This is a genomic window from Pseudomonas sp. 22082 (assembly GCF_052046055.1).
In the GTDB taxonomy this organism is placed as follows: Bacteria; Pseudomonadota; Gammaproteobacteria; order Pseudomonadales; family Pseudomonadaceae; genus Aquipseudomonas; species Aquipseudomonas pharyngis.
In genome coordinates, this window is the sequence record NZ_JBQEQB010000013.1 from 87,621 (window position 1) to 113,954 (window position 26,334).

General features: G+C 60.8%; 25 protein-coding genes and 1 pseudogene. 9 read left to right on the forward strand and 17 right to left on the reverse strand.

The annotated features are described in order from the left end of the window. Window positions 1-14: 14 nt before the first annotated feature. Window positions 15-530 (forward strand): transporter suffix domain-containing protein, encoded by a 516-nt coding sequence (locus ACTJK9_RS16725; RefSeq protein ID WP_440814929.1) that lies wholly within the window; start codon window positions 15-17, stop codon window positions 528-530. 42 nt (window positions 531-572) lie between these two features. Here the strand turns inward: ACTJK9_RS16725 and ACTJK9_RS16730 are convergent, their stop codons facing one another. Further along, window positions 573-1,118, reverse strand: coding sequence for a hypothetical protein (locus ACTJK9_RS16730; RefSeq protein WP_440814931.1), 546 nt, complete (start codon window positions 1,116-1,118; stop codon window positions 573-575). Window positions 1,119-1,474: 356 nt separating this feature from the next. Here ACTJK9_RS16730 and ACTJK9_RS16735 point away from each other — a divergent pair, with 356 nt between their 5' ends. Further along, window positions 1,475-2,260 (forward strand): DeoR/GlpR family DNA-binding transcription regulator, encoded by a 786-nt coding sequence (locus ACTJK9_RS16735; protein WP_440814933.1) that lies wholly within the window; start codon window positions 1,475-1,477, stop codon window positions 2,258-2,260. A gap of 49 nt (window positions 2,261-2,309) precedes the next feature. On the opposite strand, the gene ACTJK9_RS16740 is transcribed toward ACTJK9_RS16735, so the two are convergent. From ACTJK9_RS16740 to ACTJK9_RS16775, 8 genes are all read right to left on the reverse strand, one after another. Continuing rightward, a complete protein-coding gene (locus ACTJK9_RS16740) occupies window positions 2,310-3,593 on the reverse strand; it encodes an NAD(P)/FAD-dependent oxidoreductase (RefSeq protein ID WP_440814935.1) in 1,284 nt (427 codons plus the stop codon). 143 nt (window positions 3,594-3,736) lie between these two features. Next, window positions 3,737-5,101, reverse strand: a complete 1,365-nt coding sequence (locus ACTJK9_RS16745; protein WP_085613036.1) for a glutamine synthetase family protein — start codon at window positions 5,099-5,101, stop codon at window positions 3,737-3,739. 425 nt (window positions 5,102-5,526) lie between these two features. Continuing rightward, a complete protein-coding gene (gene chrA, locus ACTJK9_RS16750; protein WP_440814937.1) occupies window positions 5,527-6,870 on the reverse strand; it encodes a chromate efflux transporter in 1,344 nt (447 codons plus the stop codon). A gap of 71 nt (window positions 6,871-6,941) precedes the next feature. Beyond that, window positions 6,942-7,403: a molybdopterin synthase catalytic subunit MoaE gene (gene moaE / locus ACTJK9_RS16755; RefSeq protein WP_085613038.1), complete on the reverse strand. Its 462-nt coding sequence runs from the start codon at window positions 7,401-7,403 to the stop codon at window positions 6,942-6,944. Window positions 7,404-7,406: 3 nt separating this feature from the next. Further along, window positions 7,407-7,658, reverse strand: coding sequence for a MoaD/ThiS family protein (locus ACTJK9_RS16760; protein WP_007957033.1), 252 nt, complete (start codon window positions 7,656-7,658; stop codon window positions 7,407-7,409). Next, window positions 7,655-8,140 carry a cyclic pyranopterin monophosphate synthase MoaC gene (gene moaC, locus ACTJK9_RS16765; protein WP_039770876.1) on the reverse strand — a complete coding sequence of 162 codons (486 nt, stop codon included), beginning with the start codon at window positions 8,138-8,140 and terminating at the stop codon, window positions 7,655-7,657. Before moaC ends, ACTJK9_RS16760 begins: the two co-directional genes overlap by 4 nt. Further along, window positions 8,137-8,979, reverse strand: coding sequence for a formate dehydrogenase accessory sulfurtransferase FdhD (gene fdhD, locus ACTJK9_RS16770; protein WP_440814940.1), 843 nt, complete (start codon window positions 8,977-8,979; stop codon window positions 8,137-8,139). Before fdhD ends, moaC begins: the two co-directional genes overlap by 4 nt. Window positions 8,980-9,138: 159 nt before the next feature. After that, complete coding sequence (locus ACTJK9_RS16775) at window positions 9,139-10,038, reverse strand: LysR family transcriptional regulator (RefSeq protein ID WP_007957027.1); 900 nt, start codon at window positions 10,036-10,038, stop codon at window positions 9,139-9,141. A gap of 298 nt (window positions 10,039-10,336) precedes the next feature. Between ACTJK9_RS16775 and moaB the strand changes: the two genes are divergently transcribed. Next, complete coding sequence (gene moaB, locus ACTJK9_RS16780) at window positions 10,337-10,876, forward strand: molybdenum cofactor biosynthesis protein B (RefSeq protein WP_440814943.1); 540 nt, start codon at window positions 10,337-10,339, stop codon at window positions 10,874-10,876. Next, the gene (locus ACTJK9_RS16785; protein WP_440814945.1) at window positions 10,873-12,078 is read left to right on the forward strand and encodes a molybdopterin molybdotransferase MoeA; all 1,206 of its coding nucleotides are present in this window, start codon (window positions 10,873-10,875) and stop codon (window positions 12,076-12,078) included. Before moaB ends, ACTJK9_RS16785 begins: the two co-directional genes overlap by 4 nt. A 6-nt stretch (window positions 12,079-12,084) precedes the next feature. On the opposite strand, the gene ACTJK9_RS16790 is transcribed toward ACTJK9_RS16785, so the two are convergent. The 5 genes from ACTJK9_RS16790 to ACTJK9_RS16810 form a co-directional block, all read right to left on the reverse strand. After that, entirely contained in the window at window positions 12,085-12,882 is a 798-nt protein-coding gene (locus ACTJK9_RS16790) for a MipA/OmpV family protein (RefSeq protein WP_440814947.1), read from the reverse strand. A 100-nt stretch (window positions 12,883-12,982) separates the two neighbouring features. After that, complete coding sequence (locus ACTJK9_RS16795) at window positions 12,983-13,471, reverse strand: GFA family protein (protein WP_440814949.1); 489 nt, start codon at window positions 13,469-13,471, stop codon at window positions 12,983-12,985. A gap of 86 nt (window positions 13,472-13,557) precedes the next feature. After that, window positions 13,558-14,175, reverse strand: coding sequence for a DNA-3-methyladenine glycosylase family protein (locus ACTJK9_RS16800; protein ID WP_440814951.1), 618 nt, complete (start codon window positions 14,173-14,175; stop codon window positions 13,558-13,560). A 3-nt stretch (window positions 14,176-14,178) separates the two neighbouring features. Then, entirely contained in the window at window positions 14,179-14,976 is a 798-nt protein-coding gene (locus tag ACTJK9_RS16805; protein ID WP_440814953.1) for an isocitrate lyase/PEP mutase family protein, read from the reverse strand. A 23-nt stretch (window positions 14,977-14,999) separates the two neighbouring features. After that, window positions 15,000-16,082 carry a bifunctional transcriptional activator/DNA repair enzyme AdaA gene (locus ACTJK9_RS16810; RefSeq protein ID WP_440814955.1) on the reverse strand — a complete coding sequence of 361 codons (1,083 nt, stop codon included), beginning with the start codon at window positions 16,080-16,082 and terminating at the stop codon, window positions 15,000-15,002. Between the two features lie 109 nt (window positions 16,083-16,191). Between ACTJK9_RS16810 and ACTJK9_RS16815 the strand changes: the two genes are divergently transcribed. After that, entirely contained in the window at window positions 16,192-16,605 is a 414-nt protein-coding gene (locus ACTJK9_RS16815; protein ID WP_440814957.1) for a VOC family protein, read from the forward strand. Here ACTJK9_RS16815 and ACTJK9_RS16820 read toward each other — a convergent pair. Next, a complete protein-coding gene (locus tag ACTJK9_RS16820) occupies window positions 16,602-17,222 on the reverse strand; it encodes a LysE family translocator (RefSeq protein ID WP_440814959.1) in 621 nt (206 codons plus the stop codon). The genes ACTJK9_RS16815 and ACTJK9_RS16820 overlap by 4 nt on opposite strands. 275 nt (window positions 17,223-17,497) lie before the next feature. Here ACTJK9_RS16820 and ACTJK9_RS16825 point away from each other — a divergent pair, with 275 nt between their 5' ends. Both ACTJK9_RS16825 and ACTJK9_RS16830 read left to right on the forward strand, forming a co-directional pair. After that, on the forward strand, window positions 17,498-18,103 hold the full coding sequence (locus ACTJK9_RS16825; RefSeq protein ID WP_085613048.1) for a biliverdin-producing heme oxygenase: 606 nt from the start codon (window positions 17,498-17,500) through the stop codon (window positions 18,101-18,103). Beyond that, window positions 18,100-20,337, forward strand: a complete 2,238-nt coding sequence (locus ACTJK9_RS16830; protein ID WP_085613049.1) for an ATP-binding protein — start codon at window positions 18,100-18,102, stop codon at window positions 20,335-20,337. Before ACTJK9_RS16825 ends, ACTJK9_RS16830 begins: the two co-directional genes overlap by 4 nt. Window positions 20,338-20,345: 8 nt before the next feature. Here the strand turns inward: ACTJK9_RS16830 and ACTJK9_RS16835 are convergent, their stop codons facing one another. Beyond that, complete coding sequence (locus ACTJK9_RS16835) at window positions 20,346-21,101, reverse strand: type 1 glutamine amidotransferase domain-containing protein (RefSeq protein WP_085613050.1); 756 nt, start codon at window positions 21,099-21,101, stop codon at window positions 20,346-20,348. A gap of 141 nt (window positions 21,102-21,242) precedes the next feature. Here ACTJK9_RS16835 and ACTJK9_RS16840 point away from each other — a divergent pair, with 141 nt between their 5' ends. Continuing rightward, window positions 21,243-21,869, forward strand: a complete 627-nt coding sequence (locus ACTJK9_RS16840) for a LysE family translocator (protein ID WP_221399395.1) — start codon at window positions 21,243-21,245, stop codon at window positions 21,867-21,869. 1 nt (window position 21,870) lies between these two features. On the opposite strand, the gene ACTJK9_RS16845 is transcribed toward ACTJK9_RS16840, so the two are convergent. Beyond that, complete coding sequence (locus ACTJK9_RS16845; protein WP_440814963.1) at window positions 21,871-25,524, reverse strand: hypothetical protein; 3,654 nt, start codon at window positions 25,522-25,524, stop codon at window positions 21,871-21,873. Window positions 25,525-26,211: 687 nt separating this feature from the next. On the opposite strand from ACTJK9_RS16845, the pseudogene ACTJK9_RS16850 reads away from it, so the two are divergent. Next, window positions 26,212-26,334, forward strand: a pseudogene (locus ACTJK9_RS16850) (DUF6124 family protein); the annotation flags it as partial.

Consider the following 26,334-nt stretch of genomic DNA (forward strand, 5'->3'; position numbering starts at 1 on the left):
AAAGGTAGGAAGCCATGGACACTGCTCAAGAACCGCTTGCCCCCTCCAGCGCCAGTTGGCGTTTCAAGGTCGGCGTGGCAATCATCTGCCTGATGCTCGGTTCGTGGCTGATGGTGCCGATTGCCGCCGCCCTCGACGTGCCGGGCTCGAAAGTCGCGGCGCTGACCGGGGTGCTGTTCATCAGCAATAAAGTGCTGTTGCTGCTGGTGATCGCGGTCATGGGCAAGGCCGGGTTCGCCGAACTCAAGCGCACGATCGGCCACTACATTTCCGGCGTGATTCCGACCCCGGTGGCCGAAGTCAGCCCGATGCGCCACAAGATCGGCGTGGTGATGTTCTGCCTGCCGCTGCTGTCGTCCTTCCTGGAACCGTATTTCGACAACTTCTTCCCGGGCGTACGGCCCAATCTCTGGCAGTTGCAGGCGCTCGGCGACTTGATGTTCGTCGGCAGCTTCTTCGTGCTGGGCGGCAATTTCTGGGACAAGGTGCATGCGTTGTTCGTGCGCAAGGCGCGGGTGGTGGCGGAGTGAAAGCCGGTGGAGGATTGATTCACGGTTTAGCGGCGTTCGGGTTCAGGGCGTGATGTTGATTGATCCCGTGGTGACATCAACGGCGATCTGGTAGATGCCGTCGACCTCTGGTTTGACGCCGCTACGAGGTCCTTCAGCATTAAACATGATGACTTTGTAGCTTTGCTCTACAGCTTTGCTGCGCAGTTTCTTTAATGCCGCACGTTTTTTGGTGCCGAAGAATGAGGAAGCCGCATTAAATGCTTCACCAGCGAGGGTGCCGCTCGGCGATTCTGCGCGTATGTCAAAGCTGTTGCGGTTTTCGTTTCCAAACTCAACGGTGTACTCGTCGAAAGGGAAAAATTTCTCTTTAAGCAGCGCGCCGATTCCATGAAGAATGACCAGGTCAGACATGATTCGGTTGGCCGCCTCGAACAGTGACACGTCTGGGTAGGGCCCGTGGCCCAAGCGATCGCGCTTCAGCGCAAGCATCAAAGATATGCCGGTCTTCCCCGCAATCGATTCGCCGATAACGGCAAGGTCGTGATGAAACGCCTCGGTTATCGAGTCGATATTGTCTATCGTCAGTTTCCGAACGGGTTGGCGCATGTTGATCTCTGCAAGTCATCTGGAGCTGACAACGCTAGATTCTTGCTTTGCGGGTGTCTAGAGAAATCATTGATGGCAAAAGTCTGAGCCCGGCGCAGGGTGAGTCCTTGATCAGGCGTGCACGAGGGCAATGGCAAACGACACGACGACCATGCAGGCGAAAGCGAAATTGAGGTTCATGGGGTGTTCATCCTGGTCCTTTTGAAAGTGGGGCCATTCTGCCGGGGGCGGGTCGAAAGAAAAAATTCGGCTTTGTGATTCCAATGATCGAAGCCATTGATACCGGCGTTGTGTTTGCCGGTTTGCTTGGCTAAGCTCGCGAAAACCTGCAATTAAAAGCACAAACAGGCAAAACCATGCACGATCATTCCGCTTCCGAGCTTCCCTCCCTGCGCCGGCAGAAAATCCTTCTGATCCTCGAACGTGACGGCAAGGTCATGGCGTCCGAGTTGAGCCAGCACTTTGCGGTGTCTGAAGACACTATCCGCCGCGATCTCGCCGAGCTGGACAACGCCGGACTGGTGCAGCGAGTGCACGGCGGCGCGCTGCCGCGGCCGAAGGACACCGGCAAGGATTACTTCACCCGGCTGGACGAAATCGACGAGGTGAAAATCCGCTTGGCGCAGTTGGCGGCGCAGCAGGTACAAAACGGGCAGACGGTGATGTTCGACTCCGGTTCCACCTCGTTACAAGTGGCGCGCTCGTTGCCCAGGGATATCAGCCTCACGGCGGTCACGGCGTCGCCGATGACGGCGATTGCGTTGTCCGAATATTCGGGCATCAAGGTGATTCTGGCGGGTGGGCAGCTCAATCCGAAAACCATGTCCGCTGGCGGTCATGAGGCACTGCGGCTGCTGTCGGGGATCAAAGCGGATCTGGCGATCACCGGGGTCTGTGCGATTCATCCGGAGGTAGGCATCACCTCGCTGCATTTCGATGAAGTGCCGGTCAAGCAGGCGCTGCTCGACTGCGCGGCGCGGGTGATTGCCGTGACCACGGCGGACAAGCTCGGCGCGGTGGAACCGTTTGTGGTGGCGCCGTGCGAGCGCTTGCACACGCTGATCACCGAACGGCATGTGGCGTCGGGGAGTGTCGAGGATTATCGGCGGTTGGGGATTGAGGTGGAGCAGTTGCTTGACTGAGGTTTTGCGGCAAAAAGAGGCCCCATCACTGGCGATGGGGCCCGCTCGATCAGCGCAGTTTTTCCAGCATCTGGTAGTACCACATGCCCGCCGCCAGCATCGGATTCCCCAGCAAATCCCCCATCGGCACGCGAATGTGCGAGCACGCGGCAAACGTGTCGAACTGCTGCATCTGCCCGGTGATCGCCCGGCTCATGATCTCGCCCATGATGTGGGTCGTGGCAATGCCGTGGCCGGAGTAGCCCTGGCAATACCAGACGTTGTCCGAGAGCTTGCCCAGTTGCGGAATGCGGTTGATGACGATGCCCATCGCGCAGCTCCACTGGTAGTCGATCTTCACCCCTTTGAGCGCCGGGAAGGTCTGTTCGATGCACGGCCGCAGTTCGCCGGCGATGTCCCGTGAGTCCTTGCCGCTGTAGTTGGCGCCGCCGCCGAACAGCAGGCGCCCGTCGGCGGTGAGGCGGTAGTAGTCGAGCACGAAGCGGCAGTCGTAAACGGCGAGGTCTTCAGGGTTGATCTGTTTGGCGAGATCGCCCAATGGTTCGGTGGTGACAATGCCGCCAATGGCCGGGAAAATCTTGCCCTTGAGCTGGCCCGGTTCGAGTTTGTGGTAAACGTCGCCGGCCAGCAGCACCTGATTGGCGTCGATCCGGCCGTGGGCGGTGCGCACGGCAGGGCTGTCGCCGTGAATGATCTCCAGCACTTCGCTGTTTTCGAAGATCAGCGCGCCGAGGCTTTGCGCCGCTCGCGCCTCGCCGATGCACAGGTTGAGCGGGTGCAGGTGCATGTTGCGGGTATTCTTGATGGCGCCGTGGTAGAGATCGCTTTGCAGCAGATCACGGACCTGGCTGCGGTCGAGCAGACTGACCTCATCGCCCATGCCTCGGCGCACGGCTTCGTCGTAGTCGCTGCGCAAACCGGCCATATGGCTTGGCTTGTATGCCGCATGCAAATGGCCGTGCTTGAGGTCGCAATCGATCGCATATTTCTCGACCCGTTGCTTGATGATTTCGTGCCCACGCCAGCGCAGGTGCCAGATGAAATCGTCGACCTCATCGCCCAATGTGTTGCGCATCTGTTTGCGCATCGCACCGTCGCCGGACAGGCTGCCCGTGACCTGCCCACCGTTGCGCCCGGTGGCGCCCCAGCCGATCTTGTGGCTTTCGACGATGGCGACTTTCAGGCCTTTTTCGGCCAGTTCCACGGCCGTGGCAACGCCGGTGAAACCGCCGCCGATGATCACCACATCGACCTGGTGCCGGCCTTGCAGGGTCGGGTAGTCGGTGTCGCGGTTGAGGGTCGCGGTGTAGTAGGAATTGCTGCGTTCAGTCATTTCAGTGTCCAGATTCGGGAGTCGGTGCACGGACCCTGTGGGAGCGGGCTTGCTCGCGAAAGCGATGTGTCAGTCACCTGAAGTGTTGGATGTGACGACGCCTTCGCGGGCAAGCCCGCTCCCACAGGGGGAGTTGTGAAAGATCAGGCCTCTGTGAGGTACCAGCGCCAGTCCTGCTCACCCACTTCGGCCATGAACTGCCGGTATTCCGCACGTTTCACTGCCAGATACACCCCGAGAAATTCCTGCCCCAGCGCATCCCGCGCCCACACCGAATTTTCCAGCGCCGTAAGCGAGGTCAGCCAGTCGGTCGGCAGCAATTCTTTCGCCTGCGCGTAACCGTTGCCTTCCACCGGTTCACCCGGATCGATGTCTTCTTTTATCCCGCGATGAATGCCCGCCAGGATCGCCGCCGCTGCCAGATACGGGTTGGCATCGGCGCCGCAGATGCGGTGTTCGATGTGCCGGGTGTTGGCCGGGCCGCCGGGCACGCGCAGGCTGACTGTACGGTTGTCGACGCCCCAGGTCGGTGCCAGCGGTGCGTAGCTGTTGGCCTGGAAACGGCGGTAGGAGTTGGCGTTCGGGCAGAACAGCAGCAGCGAATCGAGCAGGGAGGCGAGCATCCCGCCAATCGCCGTGCGCAGCAGCGGGGTGCCGGCCGGGTCTTCGGAGGCAAACAGATTGCGCCCCTCGGCATCGGCGAGACTGACGTGCATGTGCATGCCGGTGCCGGCCAGGTGATCGAACGGCTTGGCCATGAACGTCGCCTGCATCCCGTGCTTGTGCGCCACGGCTTTGACCAGCCGTTTGTAGCGCACGGCCTGGTCCATCGCCTCCAGCGCATCGCCGTGTTCGAGGGTGATTTCCACCTGGCCCGGCGCGTATTCCGAGATAGCCGTGCGCGCCGGAATGCCGTGCAGTTTGCAGGCGCTGTAGAGGTCGGCAAGGAACGGTTCGATCTGCTCCAGCTCACGCAAACCGTAGACCTGCGTGTGTCGCGGTCGTCCACCGTCGGCATCCAGCGCCGGTTGCGGACGACCGTTGTGATCGCGTTTGGCGTCGAGCAGATAGAACTCCAGCTCGCAGGCCATGACCGGGTGGTAACCCTCGGCTTTCAAGCGGTCGATGACCTTGATCAACAGGTGGCGCGGGTCGGCGATGCTCGCTGGCATGCCTTGTTCCGGGTGCATGCTGACCTGCACCGCCGCAGTCGGAATCTGCCGCCACGGCAGGCGCACCAGACTGCCTTGCAGCGGGTAGGCGCGGCAGTCGATGTCGCCGACGTCCCACACCAGGCCTGAGTTCTCCACGTCTTCGCCATGCACGGTCAGGCCAAGGATGGTACTTGGCAGCGGCCGGCCGCTTTCGTATACGGCGAGCAGTTCTTCGCGGTGCAACAGCTTGCCGCGCGGCACGCCGTTGGCGTCGAGGATGAACAGCTCGATCATGTCGATGTCGGGGTTCTGCTCGAGAAAGTGACGGGCGTCTTCAATGGCTGCGAATTTCATAATCAATCACTCACGGTGGCGCCGCACAGGCGCGCAGATTCGGGCCGGACGCAGCTCGGCAAAAGGCGCGGGCGTCCTGGCAGGGATATCGAAAAAAGAGTGGGGAGCTGTCGCGGTTTTTACCGGCGCGATCAGACAGGCAGGCAGATATCCGGCGGGCGTGCGGAGTGACGCAGCTTGGAACGGCTCAGGGCCATGGGGAGATTGACGATGCGATTCATGCGCGGCCCCTGTGAAGGAGGGCGCACAGTGCAGAGACGTTCAACGATTCTGATTGTTGGAGTGACGTGCTCATGACGCGTGTTTCCGTTGGCGGAAAACGTCGGCGGCGGGAGTGTCCCGCCAGGCCGGTGTGGCTGGATAGTAAGGGGGAATCCCCGGATAAGTAAACGCCTGTTTCCGCAGGCGTTGGCGTGCACCCCGGTTCAGCGCAGCAGGTAAAACCCCAGCCCGACGAGGGCGCAAACGATCAACACCTCGATTACCCCGCGCCTGAAAAAGAACAGGGCGACGGCGGCAGCCAGGGCCAGCAGGATCGAGAAAATGTCCGGTTGCCCGGCGAATCCATTGGGCCAGAACACATGCCAGGCAAAGAAACACGCCAGATTGAGGATCACCCCGACCACCGCCGCTGTGATCGCGGTCAGCGGCGCGGTGAACTTCAGTTCATTGTGCGTCGACTCCACCAACGGCCCGCCGGCGAGGATGAACAGGAACGAGGGCAGAAAAGTGAACCAGGTCACCAGCGTCGCGGCCAAGGCTCCGGCGGCGAACGCGTGTTCCGGGCCGAACGTCGGTTGCACGTAAGCGCCGACGAACCCGACAAACGCCACGACCATGATCAGCGGTCCCGGCGTGGTTTCGCCCAGGGCCAGGCCGTCGATCATCTGCGTTGGCGTCAGCCAGCCGTAATGCCCGACCGCGCCCTGATACACGTAGGGCAGCACGGCGTAGGCGCCGCCGAACGTCAGCAGCGCCGCTTTGGTGAAGAACCAGCCCATCTGCGTGAAGGTGCCGTCCCAGCCGAACAACGCGGTCAGCAACGCCATCGGCAGGCACCACAGCAGCGCACCGATCAGCGCCAGACGCAGCAGCCTCGGCAGGTTGAACCGCGCATGTTCGGGCGACGGTGTGTCGTCATCGATCAGCGCCGGGCCGAAGGATTTTTCGCCGCCGCGATGGCCGCCGTTGCTGAACCGCTGCGGCGCCCAGCGTCCGCCGAAATAGCCGATCAATGCCGCGCCGAGCACGATCAGCGGGAACGGTACGTTGAAGGCAAAGATCGCCACGAACGCAGCCCCGGCAATTGCCCACAGCCAGCTGTTCTTCAAGGCTCGGGAGCCGATGCGATGGGCCGCGTGCAGCACAATCGCGGTCACCGCCGGTTTGATCCCGTAAAACACCCCGGCCACCGCCGGCACGTCGCCAAGCGCAATATAAATCCAGGAAAGAGCGATCAGGATCAGCAACGAGGGCATCACAAACAGCGCCCCGGCCAATATGCCGCCACGGGTTCGGTGCAGCAGCCAGCCGATGTAAGTCGCCAGTTGCTGGGCCTCCGGGCCGGGCAGCAACATGCAGTAGTTGAGCGCATGCAGGAAGCGCCGTTCGGAAATCCAGCGCCGACGCTCCACCAGTTCCTGATGCATGATCGCGATCTGCCCGGCGGGGCCGCCGAAGCCGATGCAGCCAAGTTTCAGCCAGAAGGGCCAGGCCTGGCGCAGGCTGACGGGTTGAGGGCGGGGCAAGTCCTTTGGCGTTTGGCTCAAGTGCGGCTCCACGTTCGAATCGGCGAGAGTCGCTATCTAATCAGGCTTTTGTCGCATTCGACAGTACCCGGTCAGGCATGCGCCAGACTCCAGCGAAACGCCGCATCCTGATCACTCTCCCGCGGCTCAACCCAATGCGAACCCTCCGGCGTGGTCTCACGTTTCCAGAACGGTGCACGCGTCTTCAGCACATCCATGATGAACGCACAGGCCTCGAACGCCGCATGCCGATGCTTGCTGCTGACGCCAACGAACACGATCGGTTCGGTCACCGACAGCGCGCCGACCCGATGCACAATCTCCACCGTCAGCAACGGCCAGCGCTCCCGGGCCTGTTCGGCGATCTGCTCCAGAGCCTTCTCGGTCATGCCCGGATAATGCTCCAGAAACAGCTCGGTCACCGACTGCCCGACGTTCAGATCCCGTACATAACCAATGAAATTCACCACCGCGCCCACCCGTGGATTGCGCGCATGCAGATCGGCAATCAACTGACCGGCATCGAAGCCTTTACGCTGGACTCGAACACCCATGTTTCAACCCCCCGTGACCGGCGGGAAAAACGCAATCTCGTCGAAATCCTCGATTGCCTGATCCGGCTGACACAGTTCCTGATTCACCGCGCACATCAGGTTGCCGGCGCCGAGCACTTCACGCCAGACATCGCCGCGCTGCATCAGCATCTGCCGCACGTCCTCGACACAGGCGAGGGTGTCGCTGGCCGGAATTTTTTCACCGCCCAGATTGAGCCGGTCACGGTAGCTGGCGAAGTAGTTGATCAGAATCATTGCGGGTTCTCCCATTGAAAGTGGCCGGAGCGGCCGCCCTGTTTGCTGAGCAGGCGGATGTCGCCGATAACCATCGCCCGGTCCACCGCTTTGCACATGTCGTAGATCGTCAGCGCGGCGACGCTGGCGGCGGTCAGGGCTTCGAGTTCGACGCCGGTCTGGCCGGTGAGGCGGCAGGTGCTGGTGATCTGTACGCGGTCCGGTTCACAGGCCTTGAGCTCGACGTGGATAGAGCTGAGCAACAGCGCATGACACAGCGGAATCAACTCGTGGGTACGCTTGGCCGCCTGAATCCCGGCGATCCGCGCCACGGCGAACACATCGCCCTTGGGGTGGCCGTTGGACTGGATCATTTGCAGGGTTTCCGGGCGCATCTGCACCCAGGCTTGCGCGGTGGCTTCGCGGCGGGTGGCGGCTTTGTCGCTGACGTCGACCATGTTGGCGCGGCCCTGATCGTCGAGGTGGGTGAGGGTGTTGCTCATGCGGTGGGCTCCTGGATCGGGCTGTAGATTCGCGGGGCGTTGCGGTGCGGGACGTGGATCAGGTTCAAGCGGTGTTTGAGCGCCCAGCGCACGGTCAGCGCAGTCGGGGCGGACAGGCTCACGAGGGTGCCGAGGCGGGCGCGCACGGCTTTGTGGATCAGTTCGAGGCTGCAACGGCTGGTGACCACGACGAAGCCCTGACGCGCATCGAGGCCTTCGAATTGCAAGGCGCCGATCAGCTTGTCGAGGGCGTTGTGGCGGCCGATGTCTTCGCGGCACAACAGCGCTTCGCCGTCGGCGTCGAAGTACAGCGCCGCGTGCAGGGCGCCGCTGCTGCGGGCCAGTTGCTGGGCCTGTTCGATGCGCTGGCGGATGCCGTTGAAATGCGCGGCCGGTGGCAACGGTGTCGGGGTCAGGATCTCCAGTTGCGGCAGCGCCTGCTCAAGGGCTTCCACGCCGCAGAGGCCGCAACCGCTGGTGCCCGCCATCTGCCGGCGATGATCCTTCAGGGCCCAGAACGCGCGGCTGGAAATCTGCACGTCGGCCTGGCAGGCCTGGTCGAAATGGGTCAGGCGGATGTCGTGGATATCGTCGAGGCGGTCGACGATGGCATTGCTCAGGCTGAAGCCGCGAATGAAGTCTTCGATGTTGCCCGGCGAGACCATCATCACCGCCTGATTCAGGCCGTTGTAGCTGATGGCCAGGGCGATTTCCGCCGCCAGCGCCGCGTGGGACAACGGCGCGTCGTCGAGGTATTCGCGATAAGCCACTGACGCCGGTTGTGGCGCGGGGGCGTTGGCGTCGCCCGGTTCGATGAGTTGTTCAACTTGGCACAGCATCCTGAAAATCCCCGAAGCGCTGAAGTGGGTTCAGGCTACGGGGCAGGGAAAAGTGCGTCCAATCGCTTGTTCCGATGCAGTGATTGGATTGGTCGATCACTGCTGGCGAACCTGAAGACGCTGCACCGAAGTGCAACGTTTCAGGCAACTTGGGGAGGGTTAAACGGCAGGCGCCTCGATCCCGAACATCTTGCGCGCCTCGGCAAAACACTTCTCGGCAATCGCCGAGCGCGGTTCGGTCTTGCGCATCACCAACCCCAGCGGCGCGAGCACGCTGGCATCCGGCAGGTTAATGAAAGCCAGGTGCTCGATCGGCTCTTCCAGCCCGCTGTCCAGCGGCATGATCGAGCAGCAGAAGCCCTGGTGAATCGCCTGCAGCAGTTGATAGGTCGAGTCGCTTTCCATGATTGGCTGCGGATTCAACCCGCGACTGCGGAAGCTCAGGTCGATGGATTTGCGGTAGTGCATGCCGGTGGTGATCATCCCCAGCGGCAGTTCGGCGGCGTCTTCCCAGCTCATTTCCGGGCCTTCGAAATGGAAGTGGCGGGTGTCGTAGAGCAGGCCTACGCGTGTTTCGCCGATCTCGAAGAACTCGAAATAGTTCGGGTTGACGTGGTCCAGATAACACACGCCCAGGTCCAGTTGATTGTTGCCCAGGCCCTCGATGATCTCGTCCGAACTCAGCGACGACAGGCTGTATTTCAGCTCCGGATAAGTCCCGGACAAACCCTGGATGTAATTGACCGGATTGAAGTTGCTCAGCGGCACCAGCCCCAGCCGCAGGCTACCCACCAGTTGCCCCCGGCAGGCAGCGGCTTCGGCAAACAACCCGTCGTGGGCCGCCAGCAGCGTGCGGGCCCAGGCCAGTACGCGCTCGCCGGCCTGGGTGAAACCTTCGAAGCGCTGGCCGCGATTGACCAGCACCAGATCCAGCTCGTCCTCCAGATTGCGCAGGCGCATCGACAGGGTCGGCTGGGTGATGTGGCAGCGCGCGGCGGCCTGGCCGAAGTGGCGGGTTTCGTCCAGCGCGATCAGGAACTTGAGTTGTTTGATGTCCACGACGGCACCTGCTCGATAAGGAATTTTGATTGAGTATTGACGCAGATGCGTACAGCGCACGGAAAGCGCAGGGAACGACGATCCCACTGATGGTTTTTTTCGTCCAATCGGCAGTGTCTAAGAGCCTATCGAGGGTTTCGATGACCCCCGGTTTCATTGGGCCGGACAGGGGGCGAGGGGTTGAAGAAAATCACCGATAGAGCAGGTCGATAGTGTGGTTGGCCAGAGTGATTAGACAGTCCTTACAGACGGCACTTAGGCTCGTCATCCATTGAATTGACGACGGCCGGAGAGTGCCATGAGTGTGAAATCGGATGCCTTGTTCGTTCCCCTGAATATTGCCGTGCTGACGGTCAGCGATACCCGCGATTACGCCAGCGACACCTCCGGCCAGTTGCTGGTCAGCCGCCTGCTGGAGGCCGGCCACACCTTGAGCGAACGCAACCTGCTCAAGGACGACCTGTACAAGATCCGCGCCCAGGTCGCGCAGTGGATCGCCGACGACGGCATTCAAGTGGTGCTGATCACCGGCGGCACCGGGTTCACCGGGCGTGACAGCACACCGGAAGCCGTGGCTTGCCTGCTGGACAAGCCGATCGACGGTTTCGGCGAACTGTTCCGCGCCATCTCGATTCTCGACATCGGCACCTCGACCGTGCAAAGCCGTGCGCTGGCCGGGCTGTCCAACGGCACGCTGGTGTGCTGCCTGCCGGGTTCCACCGGCGCTTGCCGCACCGCGTGGGAAGGCATCCTCGCCGAACAACTGGATAACCGTCACCGCCCGTGCAACTTCGTTCCGCACCTCAAACCGGTGCAAGCCTGCGGGCCGCGCGGATGAGCAAGCCGGGATTGATGCCGGTCGAGGACGCCCTCGACCAACTGCTGGCGATGGCTGATGAACAACGCCTGCCGGACAGCGAATCGGTGCCGCTCAATGACGCGCGCGGGCGCGTGCTGGCCAGCGATCTGGTCGCCACCCTCGACCTGCCGCCGTGGCCGAACAGCGCCATGGACGGTTATGCCTTGAACCTCGCCGACCTGCATCGCCAGCCGTTGAGCGTGTCACAGCGGGTCTACGCCGGGATGGCGCCGGACGCCTTGCTATCCGGCACCTGCGCACGGATTTTCACCGGTGCGCCGTTGCCCATGGGCGCCAATTGCGTGGAGATGCAGGAAAACGTCGAAGTGCTGGAGGACGGTCGCGTACGTTTCCTGCAACCGCTGAAGGTCGGCCAGAACATCCGTCCCCAGGGCCAGGAAAACCGCGTCGGCGACACCTTGCTGCGCGCCGGCAAACGCCTCGGCCCGTTCGAACTGGCCGTTGCCGCAGGGCAGGGCATGACCCATTTGCCAGTGGTGCGTCGTCCGCGCGTGGCGTTGCTGTCGACCGGGGATGAACTGGTGGAACCGGGCCAGCCCTTGCGTCCCGGTAGCATCTACAACAGCAACCGCACCTTGCTCGACCATTGGTTGCGTGAACTGGGTTGCGAAGTGATCGACGCCGGGATTCTGCCCGATCGTCCGGCGCAGACCCGGCTCAAACTCGAGCAACTGCAAGTGGCAGCCGATCTGATTCTGACCACCGGCGGCGTGTCTGCCGGTGACGCCGACTGCCTCGGTCAGGTGCTGCGTGACAACGGTAAACCGTTGCTGTGGAAACTCGCGATCAAACCCGGCAAACCGCTGACGGTCGGCCATTTCGGCACAGTGCCGGTGATCGGTCTGCCCGGCAATCCGACCTCGGCGCTGGTGACCTTCGGTCTGCTGGCGCGCCCGTATCTGCTGCGCATTCAAGGCGTGGAAGAGGTGATGCCGCTGAGCTTCACGGTCAACGCCGGTTTCGACTGGCCGAAACCCGGCAGCCGTCGCGAATACCTGCGGGTGCGTCTGGAGGGCGGGCAGGCGGCGCTGTATCCGAACCAGAGTTCCGGGGTTCTGCTCGGTGCGACCTGGGCCGACGGGTTGGTGGAAATCCCCGAGGACAGCACCTTGCAGATGGGTGATCCGCTGCGTTTCATCCCGTTCAGCGAGTTGTTCTAAGCGCGATCAAAAGGTGTAGACCACTTGCCCGGCCAACGAGGTCTGCAACCGGCGTTCGACAATCGGGCTGTCGGCCGCTTCGTGGCTCAGGTACTGCACCGCCAGCACGGTCGACACGCTCCATTGCTCATCCAGCGGCAACGTCCATGTCAGGTCCGCGCCGCGACTGATCAACCCGGCCCGGGCCTTGTACGCCGGAAACTGGCTGCGCGAGGCCTGGGCATCGCTGACACCGTACCAAGTGCGCATGTAATTGCTGTCGCCGAACTGGCTGTTGAGGCCGCCGGTGACTTTGCCGAAACGTCCTTCGTAGAGCGGCGCGCTGATGCTCAGCTTGAGGCGGTTCCACGATGAGCCGGTGTCATGGTCATCGTCATCCTTTTCCAGCGCATGCTCGAAACTCGCGCCGAGGATGATCGGGCCCATGTGATACGTGCCGTCGAGCCCGATCACCGGGCGCGACTTGATCGAACCCATGCCGTTGAGCTCGTCCGAGCCTTTGAATCCGGTCTTGCGATCCTTGCGCACGTCGCTGGCGCCGACGTAGACGCTGAGGCCGAAATCCTCTTCGTCGAAGCCCCAGCCGAGGCCCCGGCTGCTGTCGAGAAACACACCATAGGGGCTGACGATTTCGACCCCCACCAATGGCGCCACTACCCGTTCATCACTGCCGCTGTAACGCGGCGCACTGCCGGCCCCGGCACGCAGGTTGGCATGCCAGTCTTCGGCGCGCAGCGAATCGCCCGGCAGCAGCAGGCAGAGGGAAGTCAGGGACAGCGAAAGTGTGCGTAACGAAACCGGCATGGGGCACCCGAGGGGAAATTGGATGCGCCCATGCTAGTGAGGGGGCGGCCGGCAATCTTTGGCAGCTTTGTCGGGAAACTGTCAAAGACTGTGAAGGCGGTTATCGGGTCAATTTCAGTCGTTCGTGCCATTGGGCGATGGATTCTTCCGGGTAGACCTCGAATTGCTGGTCCCTGGCGCTCGCCTGCACTTCGACCCACGGGGCTTTCGAGCCGAGCATCAGATGAGTGTGTTCCGGCGGCACCGGCAACGGCGTGTCGATGGCCGAGGCGAACGGGTGGATCAGCTCCGGCCATTCCGGGCTGAACAGCCACAGGCCGCTGCCGCACTGCGAGCAGAAGTGCCGCTCGGCGCTGCTGCGGTGGGCGCGGGCATCGCCTTCGTCTTTCATTTTCGCGTGGTAGATCGTGATGTGTTTGCGCCCGCGCACCTTGAAACTGGCCGCATTGCCGCCCAGGTTGATCGCAAAACCTCCACCGCCCTGGGTCTTGCGGCAGATCGAGCAGTAGCAGCGCTGATAAGGGTAGGGGTGGGCGCTGTCGAGGGTGAATGAAACCGCGCCGCAGTGGCAGGAGCCTTCGAGGTGCATGAGTGGCCTCCGGTGTTTTTTGTCGGTGCGATTCAGCCTAGAAGAGATGGGGTGAGTGTGCTGCTCGCGATGAGCGATAACGTGTTCTACGGCTTGGCTACCCGCCACAAATACCACGCCGCCACCGTTCGAAACGGACTCCACGCCAATCCGATGTCAATCATCTGCTTGCGCGTCGGCTTCACCTCCAGCCCCTTCAACCGCCGATACCCCTCGCGAACCCCAAAGTCATCCGCCGGCAGAATATCCGGGCGTTCCAGGCTATAAATCAGCAACATCTCGACCGTCCAGCGCCCGACCCCGCGCAGGCTGACCAGACGCTCGATCAGCGCTTCGTCCTCCATCACCAGCGCGCTCGAGTAATCCGGCACCACACCGTCCAGAGTCGCCTGGGCAATCCCCTGAATCGTCGCAATCTTGCCCGCCGAAAACCCGCAACTGCGCAATTGATCGAAGCCCGTCGCCAGAATCTGCTCCGGACGCGGAAACGTCTGCCCGGGAAACAACCCCACCAGCCGCCCGACAATCGCATCGCCCGCCCTGGCGTGCAGTTGCTGATAGGCAATCGCCCGCACCAGCGACTCATAGGGATCGCGCGTCGGATGCGGCTGATGCAGACAAGGGCCTATGGCAGCAATGTGGCGCTGCCAGTCGGCGTCGAGGCTGGCCAGAAACTCGCTGGCCGGTTGGTAGGGATCGGGCATGAGTTACTTCAGCAGACCGTTGACTTCGCCATAGGTGAAGGCCTTGAGGTCATGGGTGTCGAGCTTGCCGCTGGCGAGAAAACTCTTCACCAGCGAGCCCATGGCGCCGTACAGGAACTCGGCGATCCCGGAACCGGCGCTCAAGCGGCGCACGCCGAGGGTTTGCAGTTCTTCGGGAGAGGGCAGGCAAGCGAAGCCCAGGACGTTGACCGGCAGGGTCGTACCTTTGCAGATCGCTTCGATTTCGTAGGAGGACGTCACCCCGGCAGCGAACAACCCATCGGCCCCGGCTGCCTGATAGAGCGCGGCGCGGTGCAGGGTTTCGGCGACGCGATCCTCGGCAGGCACCAGGCTTTTCAGATAAACGTCGGTGCGGGCATTGATAAACAGCTTCGCATTGTGCTTCTCGGCCACTTGCCGCGCGACCTCGATCTTGCGCACCAGCAGTTCCGGCGTGCCGCTGCCGTCTTCGATATTGATCCCGACCGCACCCGCTGCGATCACGGCATCGATCACTTCAGCGACCCGGCCGAGGTCATCGGAATAACCGGCCTCGATGTCCACGCTCAACGGCACTTTGATGACTCGCGCAATCGACTCCACGCTGCTGATCAACCGCTCGAGCGGCAGGGTGTTGCCGTCCGGGTAACCGTGGGCCCAGGCGACAGCAGCGCTGCTGGTGGCGACGGCTTTGCCACCCAGTTGCTCGACCAGTCGCGCACCTGTGGCGTCGGCAACGTTGGTCAAGATCAGCAGGCCATCGTGGTGCAACTGGTGAAACTGAGTGTCGAGCGCGTTCATCGAGATCCCTTCTTGTCGTTTATTCAGAAAGCCAGTGATTGCGTCAGCTGCACGGCGGCATTTTCCAGCCTGAGCAAAAACGCCTTGCGCGGTTGCCCACCACCATAGCCGGTCAGCGAGCCGTCCGCACCGATCACCCGATGGCACGGCACCACGATCGACAGCCGATTGTGCCCGTTGGCCAGCCCCACCGCGCGACTGGCGCCGGGTTTGCCCAGCCGTGCGGCGATGGTGCCGTAAGTGCTGGTGTGGCCGTAGGGGATTTGCCGCAGTTCGCTCCAGACCTGGCGGGCAAACTCGCTGCCGGGCAGGTGCAGCGGCACGCTGAATTCGTTCAGTTTGCCGGCGAAGTACAGCGCCAGCTCGTTTTCGATCTGCTGCAAATGCGCGTTGTGCCCTGGTGCGACCACGTAGCCGTAGCGGGTCTGCAGTTCTTCGACTTCCCGGGTCAGTGCCGGGCGGTCGAGAAACTCCAGCAGCACCAGTCCACGGCGTTCGGCCATGGCGATCATCGGCCCCAGCGGCGTGGTCAGGCGAGTGAACAGCAGCGGCTCGCTGGCTGCCGCGCGTCCCGGCGTGATGTGGAACGATTTCTGAAACGCATCGCGAAAACCGCTGAGGGATTCATAGCCGGAATCGAACGCGGCGTGGTCGATGGACGTGCCTTGCTTGATTCCGCCCAATGCCATGCCGAGTCGACGGGTGCGCAGCCACGCGTGGAAGGTCATGCCGAAATGCTGCTTGAACCAGCGCCGCAATTTCAGCGGCTCGATGCCCTCGGCGAGCAATTGCGCATCGCTCCAGCGCAGTTCCGGATCGGCGTCGACGACTTTCAACAGTTGCTGCACCCAGTCCGGGGCGATGGCGGCAGCATCCAGCGGTTTACAGCGCAAGCAGGCGCGGTAACCGGCGGACAGGCACTCGTCAGCGTGGGCGAAGAACTCGACATTTTCCGGTTTCGGCTTGCGCGCGGTGCAACTGGGGCGGCAGAAGATCCCGGTGGTTTTCACGGCCGTGAAGAACACGCCTTCATAGGCAGTGTCGCGTTCGAGCATGGCGCGAACCATTTCGGCGTGAGGGGGCAGGACAGCGGTCTGTATGTTCATGGGCCGAGGATAAAACCAGTTATTCGATGGCTCCACCGAAAAATCGACAGTGAATTTTCGGGCCGCTGCACTACAGTGATCGGGTCGCTACAACTCGGGAAATGAAGGTATGCCACCGTTCACGATTCAACACATCGATCACATCGTGCTGCGCGTTGCGGATCTGCATCGCAGCATTGATTTCTACGACCGGGTTTTCGGTGCCGAAGTGGTCAAGCGCAATGAAAAGTTCGGTCTGGTGCACCTGCGCGCCGGTACGTCGATGATCGATCTGGTCGACCTCGACGGGGAAATCGGCCGCAAGGGCGGCGCCGCTGCCGGCAGCGAACGGCGCAATGTCGATCACTTCTGCCTGCGCATCGAGCCGTTCGATGAAGCGGCGCTGGTCAGTCATTTGCAAGCCTGCGGCCTGACCGTCGAAAAAGCCGCCACCCGTTTTGGCGCCGAGGGCTACGGCCTGTCGCTGTACTGCTTCGACCCGGATGGCAATCAGGTCGAACTCAAGGGCCCGTCCGAAGCTTAGGCGCGCTTGGCCATTAACAATACCGAAGCCGCCGCCGACAGCAGCCCGGCGCAGCAACGGTTGAAGATCCGTTTGCCGCGCGGCTCGGCGAACCAGCGGCGCATGTGCAGGCCCATGTAGGCGTAAGCGCTGATGGCGATCCATTCCAGCAGCAGGAACAACACGCCCAGCAGCATGAACTGCGGGGTGATGGCGCGGGCCGGGTCGACGAATTGCGGCAGGAATGCGGTGAAGATCAGTATTGCTTTGGGATTGCCTGCCGCCACCAGAAACTCCTGACGCGCCAGGGCCAGAAGCCCGTTTGCCGGCGCTGTAACCGCGTCTTCGGTGGCAGGATTGGCCCGCCACAGCTGCCACGCCAGATACAACAGATACCCTGCGCCAATAATCTTGATCCCATAGAACAACAGTTCAGACGTTTGCAGCACCACCGCCAGCCCCGCCGCCGCGAGGGCGATCATCCCGGCGAACGCCAGCAACCGACCGATCCCGGCCACGCAGGCGCGACGATAGCCGTAGCGGGTGGCATTGCTGACCGACAGCAGGTTGTTCGGCCCCGGCGCCATGTTCAGGGCAAAACAGGCGGGCAGGAACAGGGAGAGGGTGGCAAGATCCATGGGGCGGGCTCCGGTGACGGGAGCGGTATTTTTATCACGCGGGCGTGGGGGCCTGAACCGTACAGTCAGGCGGCAGAGTCGCAGTACAGCGATGGACGGGCGTCAATCCGTTCGAACTTTCTGCGCTCTCGTCAACTCTGAAACCGTCACAGGGTGATGAATCCGCCAGAAAAAAATCATCTGGCGGGTCAGAAAGGCCAATTGCCGTGTAAGCTTTCGCGCAATGCTTCTCCATTCCCCCATGGCCCCAGGCGGCCCACTGTACGAGCGACTACATGCAAGCAAAGGCCCGCGAGGTTCATGTACCACCGGTGTTGCAGGATCTGCGCGCCGGCACGGCCGAACTGCACATTGCTCTGGAAAAACGCCTTCCTTTCTTCTCCGATACCCTTGATCTGCAGGCTTTCGAGCGATTGATGCGCGCCTATTACGGCTTCTATCAGCCACTGGAAAGCGCATTGCAGGACAGCGGCGAGATCCCCGCCGATTTCGATCTGGTTTCGCGCCTCAAGACCCCGACCCTGCAACGCGATCTGCAGGCGCTGGGCGCAAGCGGCGGAGAGTTTTCGCTCTGCCGCCAGTTGCCCGCCATCGACTCCGCCGCCGCCTGCCTTGGCGTGCTGTACGTGCTGGAAGGCGCAACCCTTGGCGGACAGATCCTGCGCCGGGAGATCGCCACGCGGTTGAATCTCGGCGCGGACAACGGCGCAGCGTTTCTGGACATCTACGGCGCTGCCACGGGCCGGCGCTGGCGCGATTTCATCGAATACCTGGGCAGTCGCCCGATGGACGCCGACGAGCGTGAAGCCGTCGTGGCGGCCGCCCACACTACATTCAGCTGTTTCGAGCAGTGGCTCGAAAGCCAGGAGGTTCTGGTATGAACCCGCAAGACAAAGAAGCCTTTGAAGAGTTGCTGGCCAACTGTGCCGACGAGCCGATCCGCTTTCCCGGCGCAATCCAGCCGCACGGTTTGCTGCTGACCCTGAGCGAGCCGGACCTTTCGATCATTCAGATCAGCGCCAACGTCGAGACCCTGCTCGCACGCCCGGCGCAAGAGCTGATCGGCCAGCCCCTGCAAAGCCTGATCGGCGATGCCCATGCCGCACAGGTTCGCCAGGCCTTGCAGCAACCGGCCTTGTCCGATGCGCCGCCGCTGCACTTTCGCCTCAACGGCACCGCGTTCGAAGGCTTGCTGCACCGGCATCAGGATGTGCTGATTCTGGAGCTGGAAATCCACGTCGAAAACTTCCAGCCGCGCAACGTCGCCGGCACCGAAACCCATCTGGGGCGGATGCTCGCGCGCCTGCAAAAGGCCCAGAGCCTGCAGGCGCTGTACGACATCAGCGTCAAGGAAATCCAGGCCATGACTGGTTACGACCGGGTATTGATCTACCGTTTTGAGGAAGAGGGCCACGGTCAGGTCATCGCCGAAGCGTCCGATCCGTCAATGGAAGTCTTCAACGGTCTGTTTTTCCCGGCCTCGGACATCCCCGAGCAGGCCCGCGAGCTGTACCGCACCAACTGGCTGCGGATCATCCCGAATGCCGACTACCAACCGGTGCCGCTGGTGCCCAAGTTGCGCCCGGACACCCAGACCCCGCTGGACCTGAGCTTTGCGACACTGCGCAGCGTGTCGCCGATCCACTGCCAGTACATGAAAAACATGGGTGTGCTGTCCTCGATGAGCATTTCCCTGCTCAAGGGCGACAAGCTCTGGGGCCTGATCAGTTGCGGCAATCGCCAGCCGCTGCATGTACCGCATGAATTGCGCACCGCGTGCCAGACCATCGGCCAGGTGCTGTCGTTGCAGATCAGCGCGATGGAAGCGCTGGAAGTCAGCCGTCAACGGGAAGAAAAAGTCGAAGCGCTGGCGTTGCTCAATCAGGCGATGATCGATTCGCCACAGAACGTCTTCGATGGTTTGGCCAATCAGCCACAAGTCCTGATGGCGCTGGCCAATGCCGGCGGCATCGCGATCATCGAAGACAAGCAATTGCACCGTTACGGCAACTGCCCGGAGCCGGAAGAGATTCGCGCCCTGCACAAATGGTTGCAGGAGCGTGGCGAGCCGGTGTTTGCCAGTCATCACCTGGCCAGCGTCTATCCGCCGGCCGCGCACTATCAGCAGGTCGCCAGCGGTGTGCTCGCCATGAGCCTGCCCAAACCGGTGGACAACGGCGTGCTGTGGTTCCGGCCCGAAGTCAAAGAGAACATCAACTGGAGTGGTGATCCGCGCAAGCCGCTGGACCTGGAAAACTCTGACGCCGGCCTTCGTCTGCGGCCGCGTACTTCGTTCGAAATCTGGAAGGTCGAGATGGCCGGGATTTCCACCAAGTGGAGTCACGGCGATCTGTTCGCCGCCAACGACTTGCGTCGCTCGGCGCTGGAAAATGATCTGGCCCGTCAGGTGCGCCGGGAGCAGGAAGCGGTGCGTGCCCGCGACGAGTTGGTGGCGGTGGTGTCCCACGACCTGCGCAACCCGATGACCGTGATCTCGATGCTGTGCGGCATGATGCAGAAGGCTTTCAGCTCCGACGGGCCGCACACCTCGCGGCGCATCTCCACCGCCATCGACACCATGCAACAAGCCGCCGGACGCATGAACACGCTGCTGGAAGACTTGCTCGACACCTCGAAAATCGACGCCGGCCGCTACACCATCGCGCCGCAGAAACTCGATGTCGCGCAGATGTTCGAAGAGGCGCAATCGCTGCTCGCGCCGCTGGCGCTGGACAAGGACATCAGCATTTCGTTCGAGGCCGATCCCGATCTGAGCATCCATGCCGACCCCGAGCGGTTGTTTCAGGTGCTGTCGAATCTGGTCGGCAACGCGATCAAGTTCACTCCGCGCCTGGGCACGGTCGACGTGTATGCCAAATCGGTCGGTGACGACATCGTCTTCACGGTGCGCGACAGCGGCGAAGGCATTCCCAAGGATCACCTGCCGCACGTATTCGACCGTTACTGGACGGTGAAGGAAGGCAATCCGACCGGCACCGGGCTGGGCCTGTACATCACGCAGGGCATCGTCGAGGCCCATGGCGGGCAGATCGTTGCCGAGAGTGAGCCGGGGCAGGGCAGCGAATTCCGCTTCACCGTGCCGCGTCTGGACTGAAACGCGGATCAGCGCTCGGGTGGCTGCAACATGGCCACCCACTCGGCGGCGAATCGATGGCAGTCGCCGGGCCAGCGCGCCGTCAGCAGTTGGCCGTCGCGCACCACAAATCCTGATTGCAGTTTCTGCGCACAATCGCGTTTGGCGATCAGCGGCCCGCGTTTGAAGTCGGCTTTGCTGGCCAGCGCGGTTTTCACTTCCGCCTCGACGGTCTGCTTGTAGGTGCGGTAGTAGCGCCCCAGCCAGGCAGCCGTCATCAGCCACGCCGGCAACTCCATGGTTGCCGCGAGCAATGCCGTCACTTTGCGCCCGAACAACACCGACCGTCCGGTATCGGGGTCGAGCGTCCGGGCCAGCAACAGCACGCCATGACACACCGCCGCCACGGGTTTTTCGGCCTTGAAAAATTGCAGGGCGATCTGCTGAGCCTGCGTCGATTCGAGCAGCGTGCGCATCCCTTTGGCGTGGCCGCCGGGAATCAGCAGACCCTCAAATTGGCTCGTATCGACATCGGCATACGCCAGCGGCTGCCTGAACGCTTCGGACTCGATCATCTGCGTGTAAATGCCCAGATCGGCCTTGCGCGTCATCAGCATCGGGCTCAACGGGCCGAAGCCGATATTCACCAACCGTGGATCGGCGTGGGCAGGCAAGCCTTGCGGCGTGGCAAAACGTACTTCGATGCCCGCATTGCGCATCGTCTGCCAGGGCACGCTGCTTTCGGTCGGGTCGTAATCGGCGGAGGGCAAAAGAATCAGAATCATCGCGGGCAGACTTCCTGGTCAAAGTGGTCGCATAGCCAGAGCGTAGTGGTTCTGCGCGTGCGGGGGTAATTTCCTTCAATACCGTCCGGTGTCTGTTGGCTACCGTGGGTGCCTTGTTCCTTGATTTGAAGCAGGTGTGCGATGAGTCTGATTGTGTCGATGGCGGCGTTTGCCCTGGCCGCGTCCATTACCCCGGGGCCGGTGAACATCGTGGCATTGAGTTCGGGGGCGCAATTCGGTTTCCGCGCCAGCCAGCGGCATGTGGCCGGGGCGACGCTGGGGTTTGTGCTGTTGCTGGTGTTAATGGGCTTGGGGCTGCATGAAGTGCTCAAACTGTGGCCGTCGTTGACCCGCGTGGTGCAACTGGCCGGGGTCGCGTTTCTGCTGTTCATGGCCTGGAAACTGGCCACCGATGACGGCCAGTTGAGTGCAGGCGAATCGAAACGTGCGCCATCAATGCTCTATGGCGCAGTGATGCAATGGCTCAATCCCAAGGCCTGGCTGGCGTGCGTGGCGGGGATGGGCGCGTTTGTCGCCGATGGCGAAGCGCGGCTGGTGTGGCAGTTTGCGGCGGTGTATCTGGTGATCTGTTATCTGTCGGTGGGGTGTTGGGCATATGCCGGGACCTTCTTGCGCGGTTATCTCGGCAACCCGGCGGGGATGCGCTTGTTCAACCGGGTGATGGCGCTGCTGTTGGCGGTGAGTGCGATTTACCTGCTGGCGCCTCAAGCCCCGTGGGAATCACTCCCACGGGTATTTGCAGGTTGAATCAGTTCAGTCCGCTCAGGGCGTCTTCAGCCGCTTTACCTAAAGGATGAAAGCGATTTTTGCGCAGCTCCGCAATCGCATACACCGCTCGCGCCGTGCGCCCGTTGCCATCGACAAAGCTGTGATAACCGAGCATCGCCCCCAGCATCTGCCGGGAAAAATGTTCGCCCTCAGGATCCAGAGATTTGGCGTGTTGTTCCAGCAACGCTGCGCCTGAAACATTGGAAGGATAGCGTGCCTCCCCCGTTGGACTGCGCAAGCCGCCGGCATCCTTGGGAGCAATGCGTTTGTGCAGCTCGGCGTATACCGCCGGATCGTTCAGTGGCTTGTTGTTACGGCTGAATTCGAGCAGAAGATCCGTCACACGATCGACGTCGTTACGAGAACTGGATGCGTGAACAATCCAGGCCGCGGCGCGCTCTGTGTTATCGGTCAGCCCAGCGGGATTGAACTTCAGTTCATCCAGTATGCTGTCGAATGGCGCCTTGCCCAAATCCATGGTCAGCAGTGTGCGCTGGTGGTTGTGCATGAACTGCAGGTTTTTGTATTCAATGGTCAACGTCGTTTCGAACAACTCGGGCAGTGTCTTGTGATTGCTGAACTGGTGGAGATTAGCCAGCGTATATTTTTTCGCCTGTTGCCTGATCAGACTTTCGACCACTTGTGGATCCAGCACTTTCTTCAACGACTGGGCCGCGTCGGACTGGCGTGCAATGTCGCCCAATGTCTTTTCCAGCAGGTGCGCGATCTCCGACTCGGGAATCTTGCTCAATCGTTTTGCGTCGTTTGCATGCAGTTTCTGCAGAACCTGATGCGCATCCTCTATGAGATCATTTTTGAACAGTGCTCGAGCGTGAGCGACGGTATCCAGCGACGTTCGAAGTTGGGTAGCCGAGCCGGTGTGCTCAATGGCTTTGATCAGGTCGTAGCTGTTGGCACCGGTCAGAAACCTGAGTTGCTGCTTGGCTTGATGTGCCAGTGAGAGCGTATGGCCGCTCAGTTTCGTCAGCCCTCGTCCGATCAGTTTGCCACCCGCCTTGAGCAGTTGCGGCAAACCCGATAACGGATTGAACAGGCTGAGGGCCGTCTTTGCCAGAACCCGCGAAGCGGACAGCAGTTTGCCGGCGATGGCCGCAGCTTTGCTGGCGGCGGCAGCGATCGCCACAGGCGCAGTGAAAACGGTCATCGCCAGTACGGCGGCATCGACAATGCAGTCGAAAATTGCACCATTCTGTTTTTTTGGATCCCCTGAGCTCAGTCCTTCCACGCAGCCCTTGAAGGGAATGATCAGGTTGAGAATCACGTTGAAGATGGCATCGGTCTTTTCAATCGCCTTTTCCCGTACGGTTTGATTGAGACCCAGTTGGTGAATTTCGCTTTCGGTGATGTAAGGGTTCTTTTCGGCGATCAGGCGCGCAAGCGCCACAATGCGTTCAGAGCTGAAAGAGGGAATCGGATCGTAGTCATCGGTGTAGACACTGGCAGCAGCAAGCACACCGATCTTGCGTACGTTGATTCTCCTTTTAAGGCCGACCGAGGGGGCTACGTTCGTTAAGTAGGCCTTCAGATCGACAGGAACTTTTGTCATTTCTCGTTGATCGGCGAATCGGCTGTCGAGATTGAAGAAACCGCCGGAAACCAGCGGTGAAAAGAAACTTGTCAAATCCGGGTTGTAGCGACACTCCATGCGCAATGGAAACAACTCAAAGCATTTGATGGTGTGGTTGTGATGTGCGCACAAAATGACGCCGTAACGCCCAATTTCGCCAGGGGTGTAGGTGGCAGGTCTGACACCACCGCGTCCGTTGGTTCTTGCGGGTATGTAGTTGATTTTCTGAACGCAGTAAACGCCAATTGCAGCTTGTTTGAAAAATTCCGAATCCTGTAGAAACACATTGGAAATGGCGATCTGGGCGTTGCGTCTCAGGCCTTCGACAATGGCATTGAAGCTGCGGGATGTTTCTGTTTCATAAAGTTCGGCGACGGGAAACAGAAAGGGCAGGGACGGAAACGATTTGTAGATACTGGTGCCTTTGATTCGGTCCCAATCTTGAGTGTGAAGCTCATCTCCCATGTAAAGATCCAGCACCGATACTTTCCTGCCGGCACCACCGCCACTGCCGCGATGTTTCACCAGCAGTTCATTGGGGTCGCAATTTCGTTCCTGTGACCTCAATTCTTGCAGAGCCAGTTGTCTACGGTCGGGCAATGGCCTGGAAAATCGTTCGACAGCTTCCAGCATCATGTCGACGTACTGATCGTATTCGCGTATGGCGTGCTTGATGTCCTTTGCGCTGAAGTTGCCTTGTGCATCCCGATTGATGAGTTCGTTCATCCATGCCCAGGTCACCACCGGATCCACCGAGCCTTCGGCCTGCAAAGCCGCCAGTGGCGCGAGTGATTTCGTCGACTGGCTGAATCCCATCAGATGCTGATAGGTCAATTGGCGGCTGACACCGGGTACCAGCGTTTCTACCAGATGCACAGCTTGCGTAGCGATCACCCAGGCCGGTGTCCCCATCTGCAGGCTGGGCGGCCAGTCGGTAAAAAGATATTCCGGCGCCATGCCTGCCAGGATCATTTGTGATACCAACGGGGCGAGCGCAGGCGCGACGTGCAGGTTCTTGATCAGATGCGCTTCCAGTTCCGTTCGAACCTGGGTCGGATGCTGTTTGAAGTAACGTCTGGAATACAGATCGAACCCGGCGAAGTGGGTATTGGTGATATCGAGCGTCGGGTCGAGATCAAGCAATATCGCGGCAACCGCCAGTTGCTCTGCGAGTTCAGTCGATTGTTGGGTGGCAGCTGCTTCATTAAGCCAGCCCAGTCGGGACAGATAATCTTGCCCGTGCCGGGACGCTGCACTTTCGAGCAATTGTTGAAGGCGGTAGTCCATGCTGGTTGTAGCGCCGTCGCTTGCTCCGGTCTCAATCAGCACGCGTCTGCCGAGGACATTGATGACGGCTTCAGAATACAGGGTAAAACTTTGTTTCAGATCAAGAATGATTGCCCGGTTGTTTCCCTCAAGCTTGAATGGCGACGTGTCTGGCGCGTCCAGTAATTGCCAATAGTTTCCATACTTCGGGGGCTCGGGCAATGTCGAGAAGTTCAACAGGTCCAGCAAGTCACGGGTCTCTTGTTCGTTTGTCGGTACTTGCAATCCGTTGAATCGCAGCCATTGGCCGACACTGATGTCGTCTCCTGACACGATCCATCCGCCGCTGGATGCGGCGACCCTGGCCAATAACCGCAGGTCGTCTTCGAAGTCCGCCTGACCTGCGACATCCACGGTGATATCCCGGAGAGAAACAAACGGGGTAGCAGGTCGGTCGTTGCTGGAAACCGAGCTTCGATGACTGAAGTAGAGCCGGCCTCGCTCATCCAGCAGAAAAATCGCGTTGTCCGGAATCTGGTGGCGAGCGCGGACAAAGTGAAAATCGTCGTGGCGAAGAAGTATGGAAAGCGAAAGTTTACCGCTGCGATGAATTCGCTCAAATATGCTGTCCTCCACGCACGGAACCAGAATTTCATCCCATTTCCAGCCAAGACGTTCATTGGCGTATTTATCACTGATAAAGTTTGTAATGGTCTGGCTTACTGTCTTCTTTTGAAGTGTGTTTTTGGAATCGTAAAGATAGTTGTCCATTGGCTTCATGATTCAGAATCCATTCTCTGATAGCGAAATAAATGAGATGTGGTGGTTGTTTATTGATTGTCATGCTTGTGCGGTAGACAGGTTTTTAGAGTAAGGCGCCAAGGAGAAAAGTTGGCGTGGATTAATGTTCGAAGTGTTTCTTTGTGGTGGCGCGAATAAGGAGGGAGAGACTGTTTTTAAAGACCTGAAGCTTTGTCGGCGATAAATATGTATATCTTTCCGGGTGTGTAGACTTATGAAAGTGACCGGGTAAACCCAGTTGAGCGCTCTGAATACAGATTTGAAATGGTACGAAAAAGAGTGGGGGAGCAATCAACTGTGGCGCAACGGAGGACTGGCTGGGGTGGTTTAAAGGTGTTTAAGAATACTTCCGGCAAGCCACAACACCTTGCGCCGCTGCCTACGCATCCGCCAGAATCCGCCGGCTTGTGCGCCTTGGGGGCGGGTTCTATTGTGGATCGGTCGCTGACGAATCAGCGATCGGGTTTCGCAGCCCGGATCAATCAAGGCGCCCAGAGCGTCGTTTCCGTTCAGCTTTTTTGGCTGATCGCGTAATGGCGGTTGTGCGCGGGATACCTTCGGGTATGCCGGGTTCCTTGATTCCCGGTCTGCGAACCCGCGTACAGCTGTCACCTCCCTTCGTTTCGCAGCGAATCGTGGCAGCTCCATCAATCAGGGAGTTTTACCATGATCAAACCAACGCCAAACCCGCCTGAAACCGACCCGACTTCGCCCTACGAAACCCTCGATTCCAAGAAATTCCACGAAGCCGCCGAACGCGCCCTCGATCACTACCTCAATCCGCTGCTC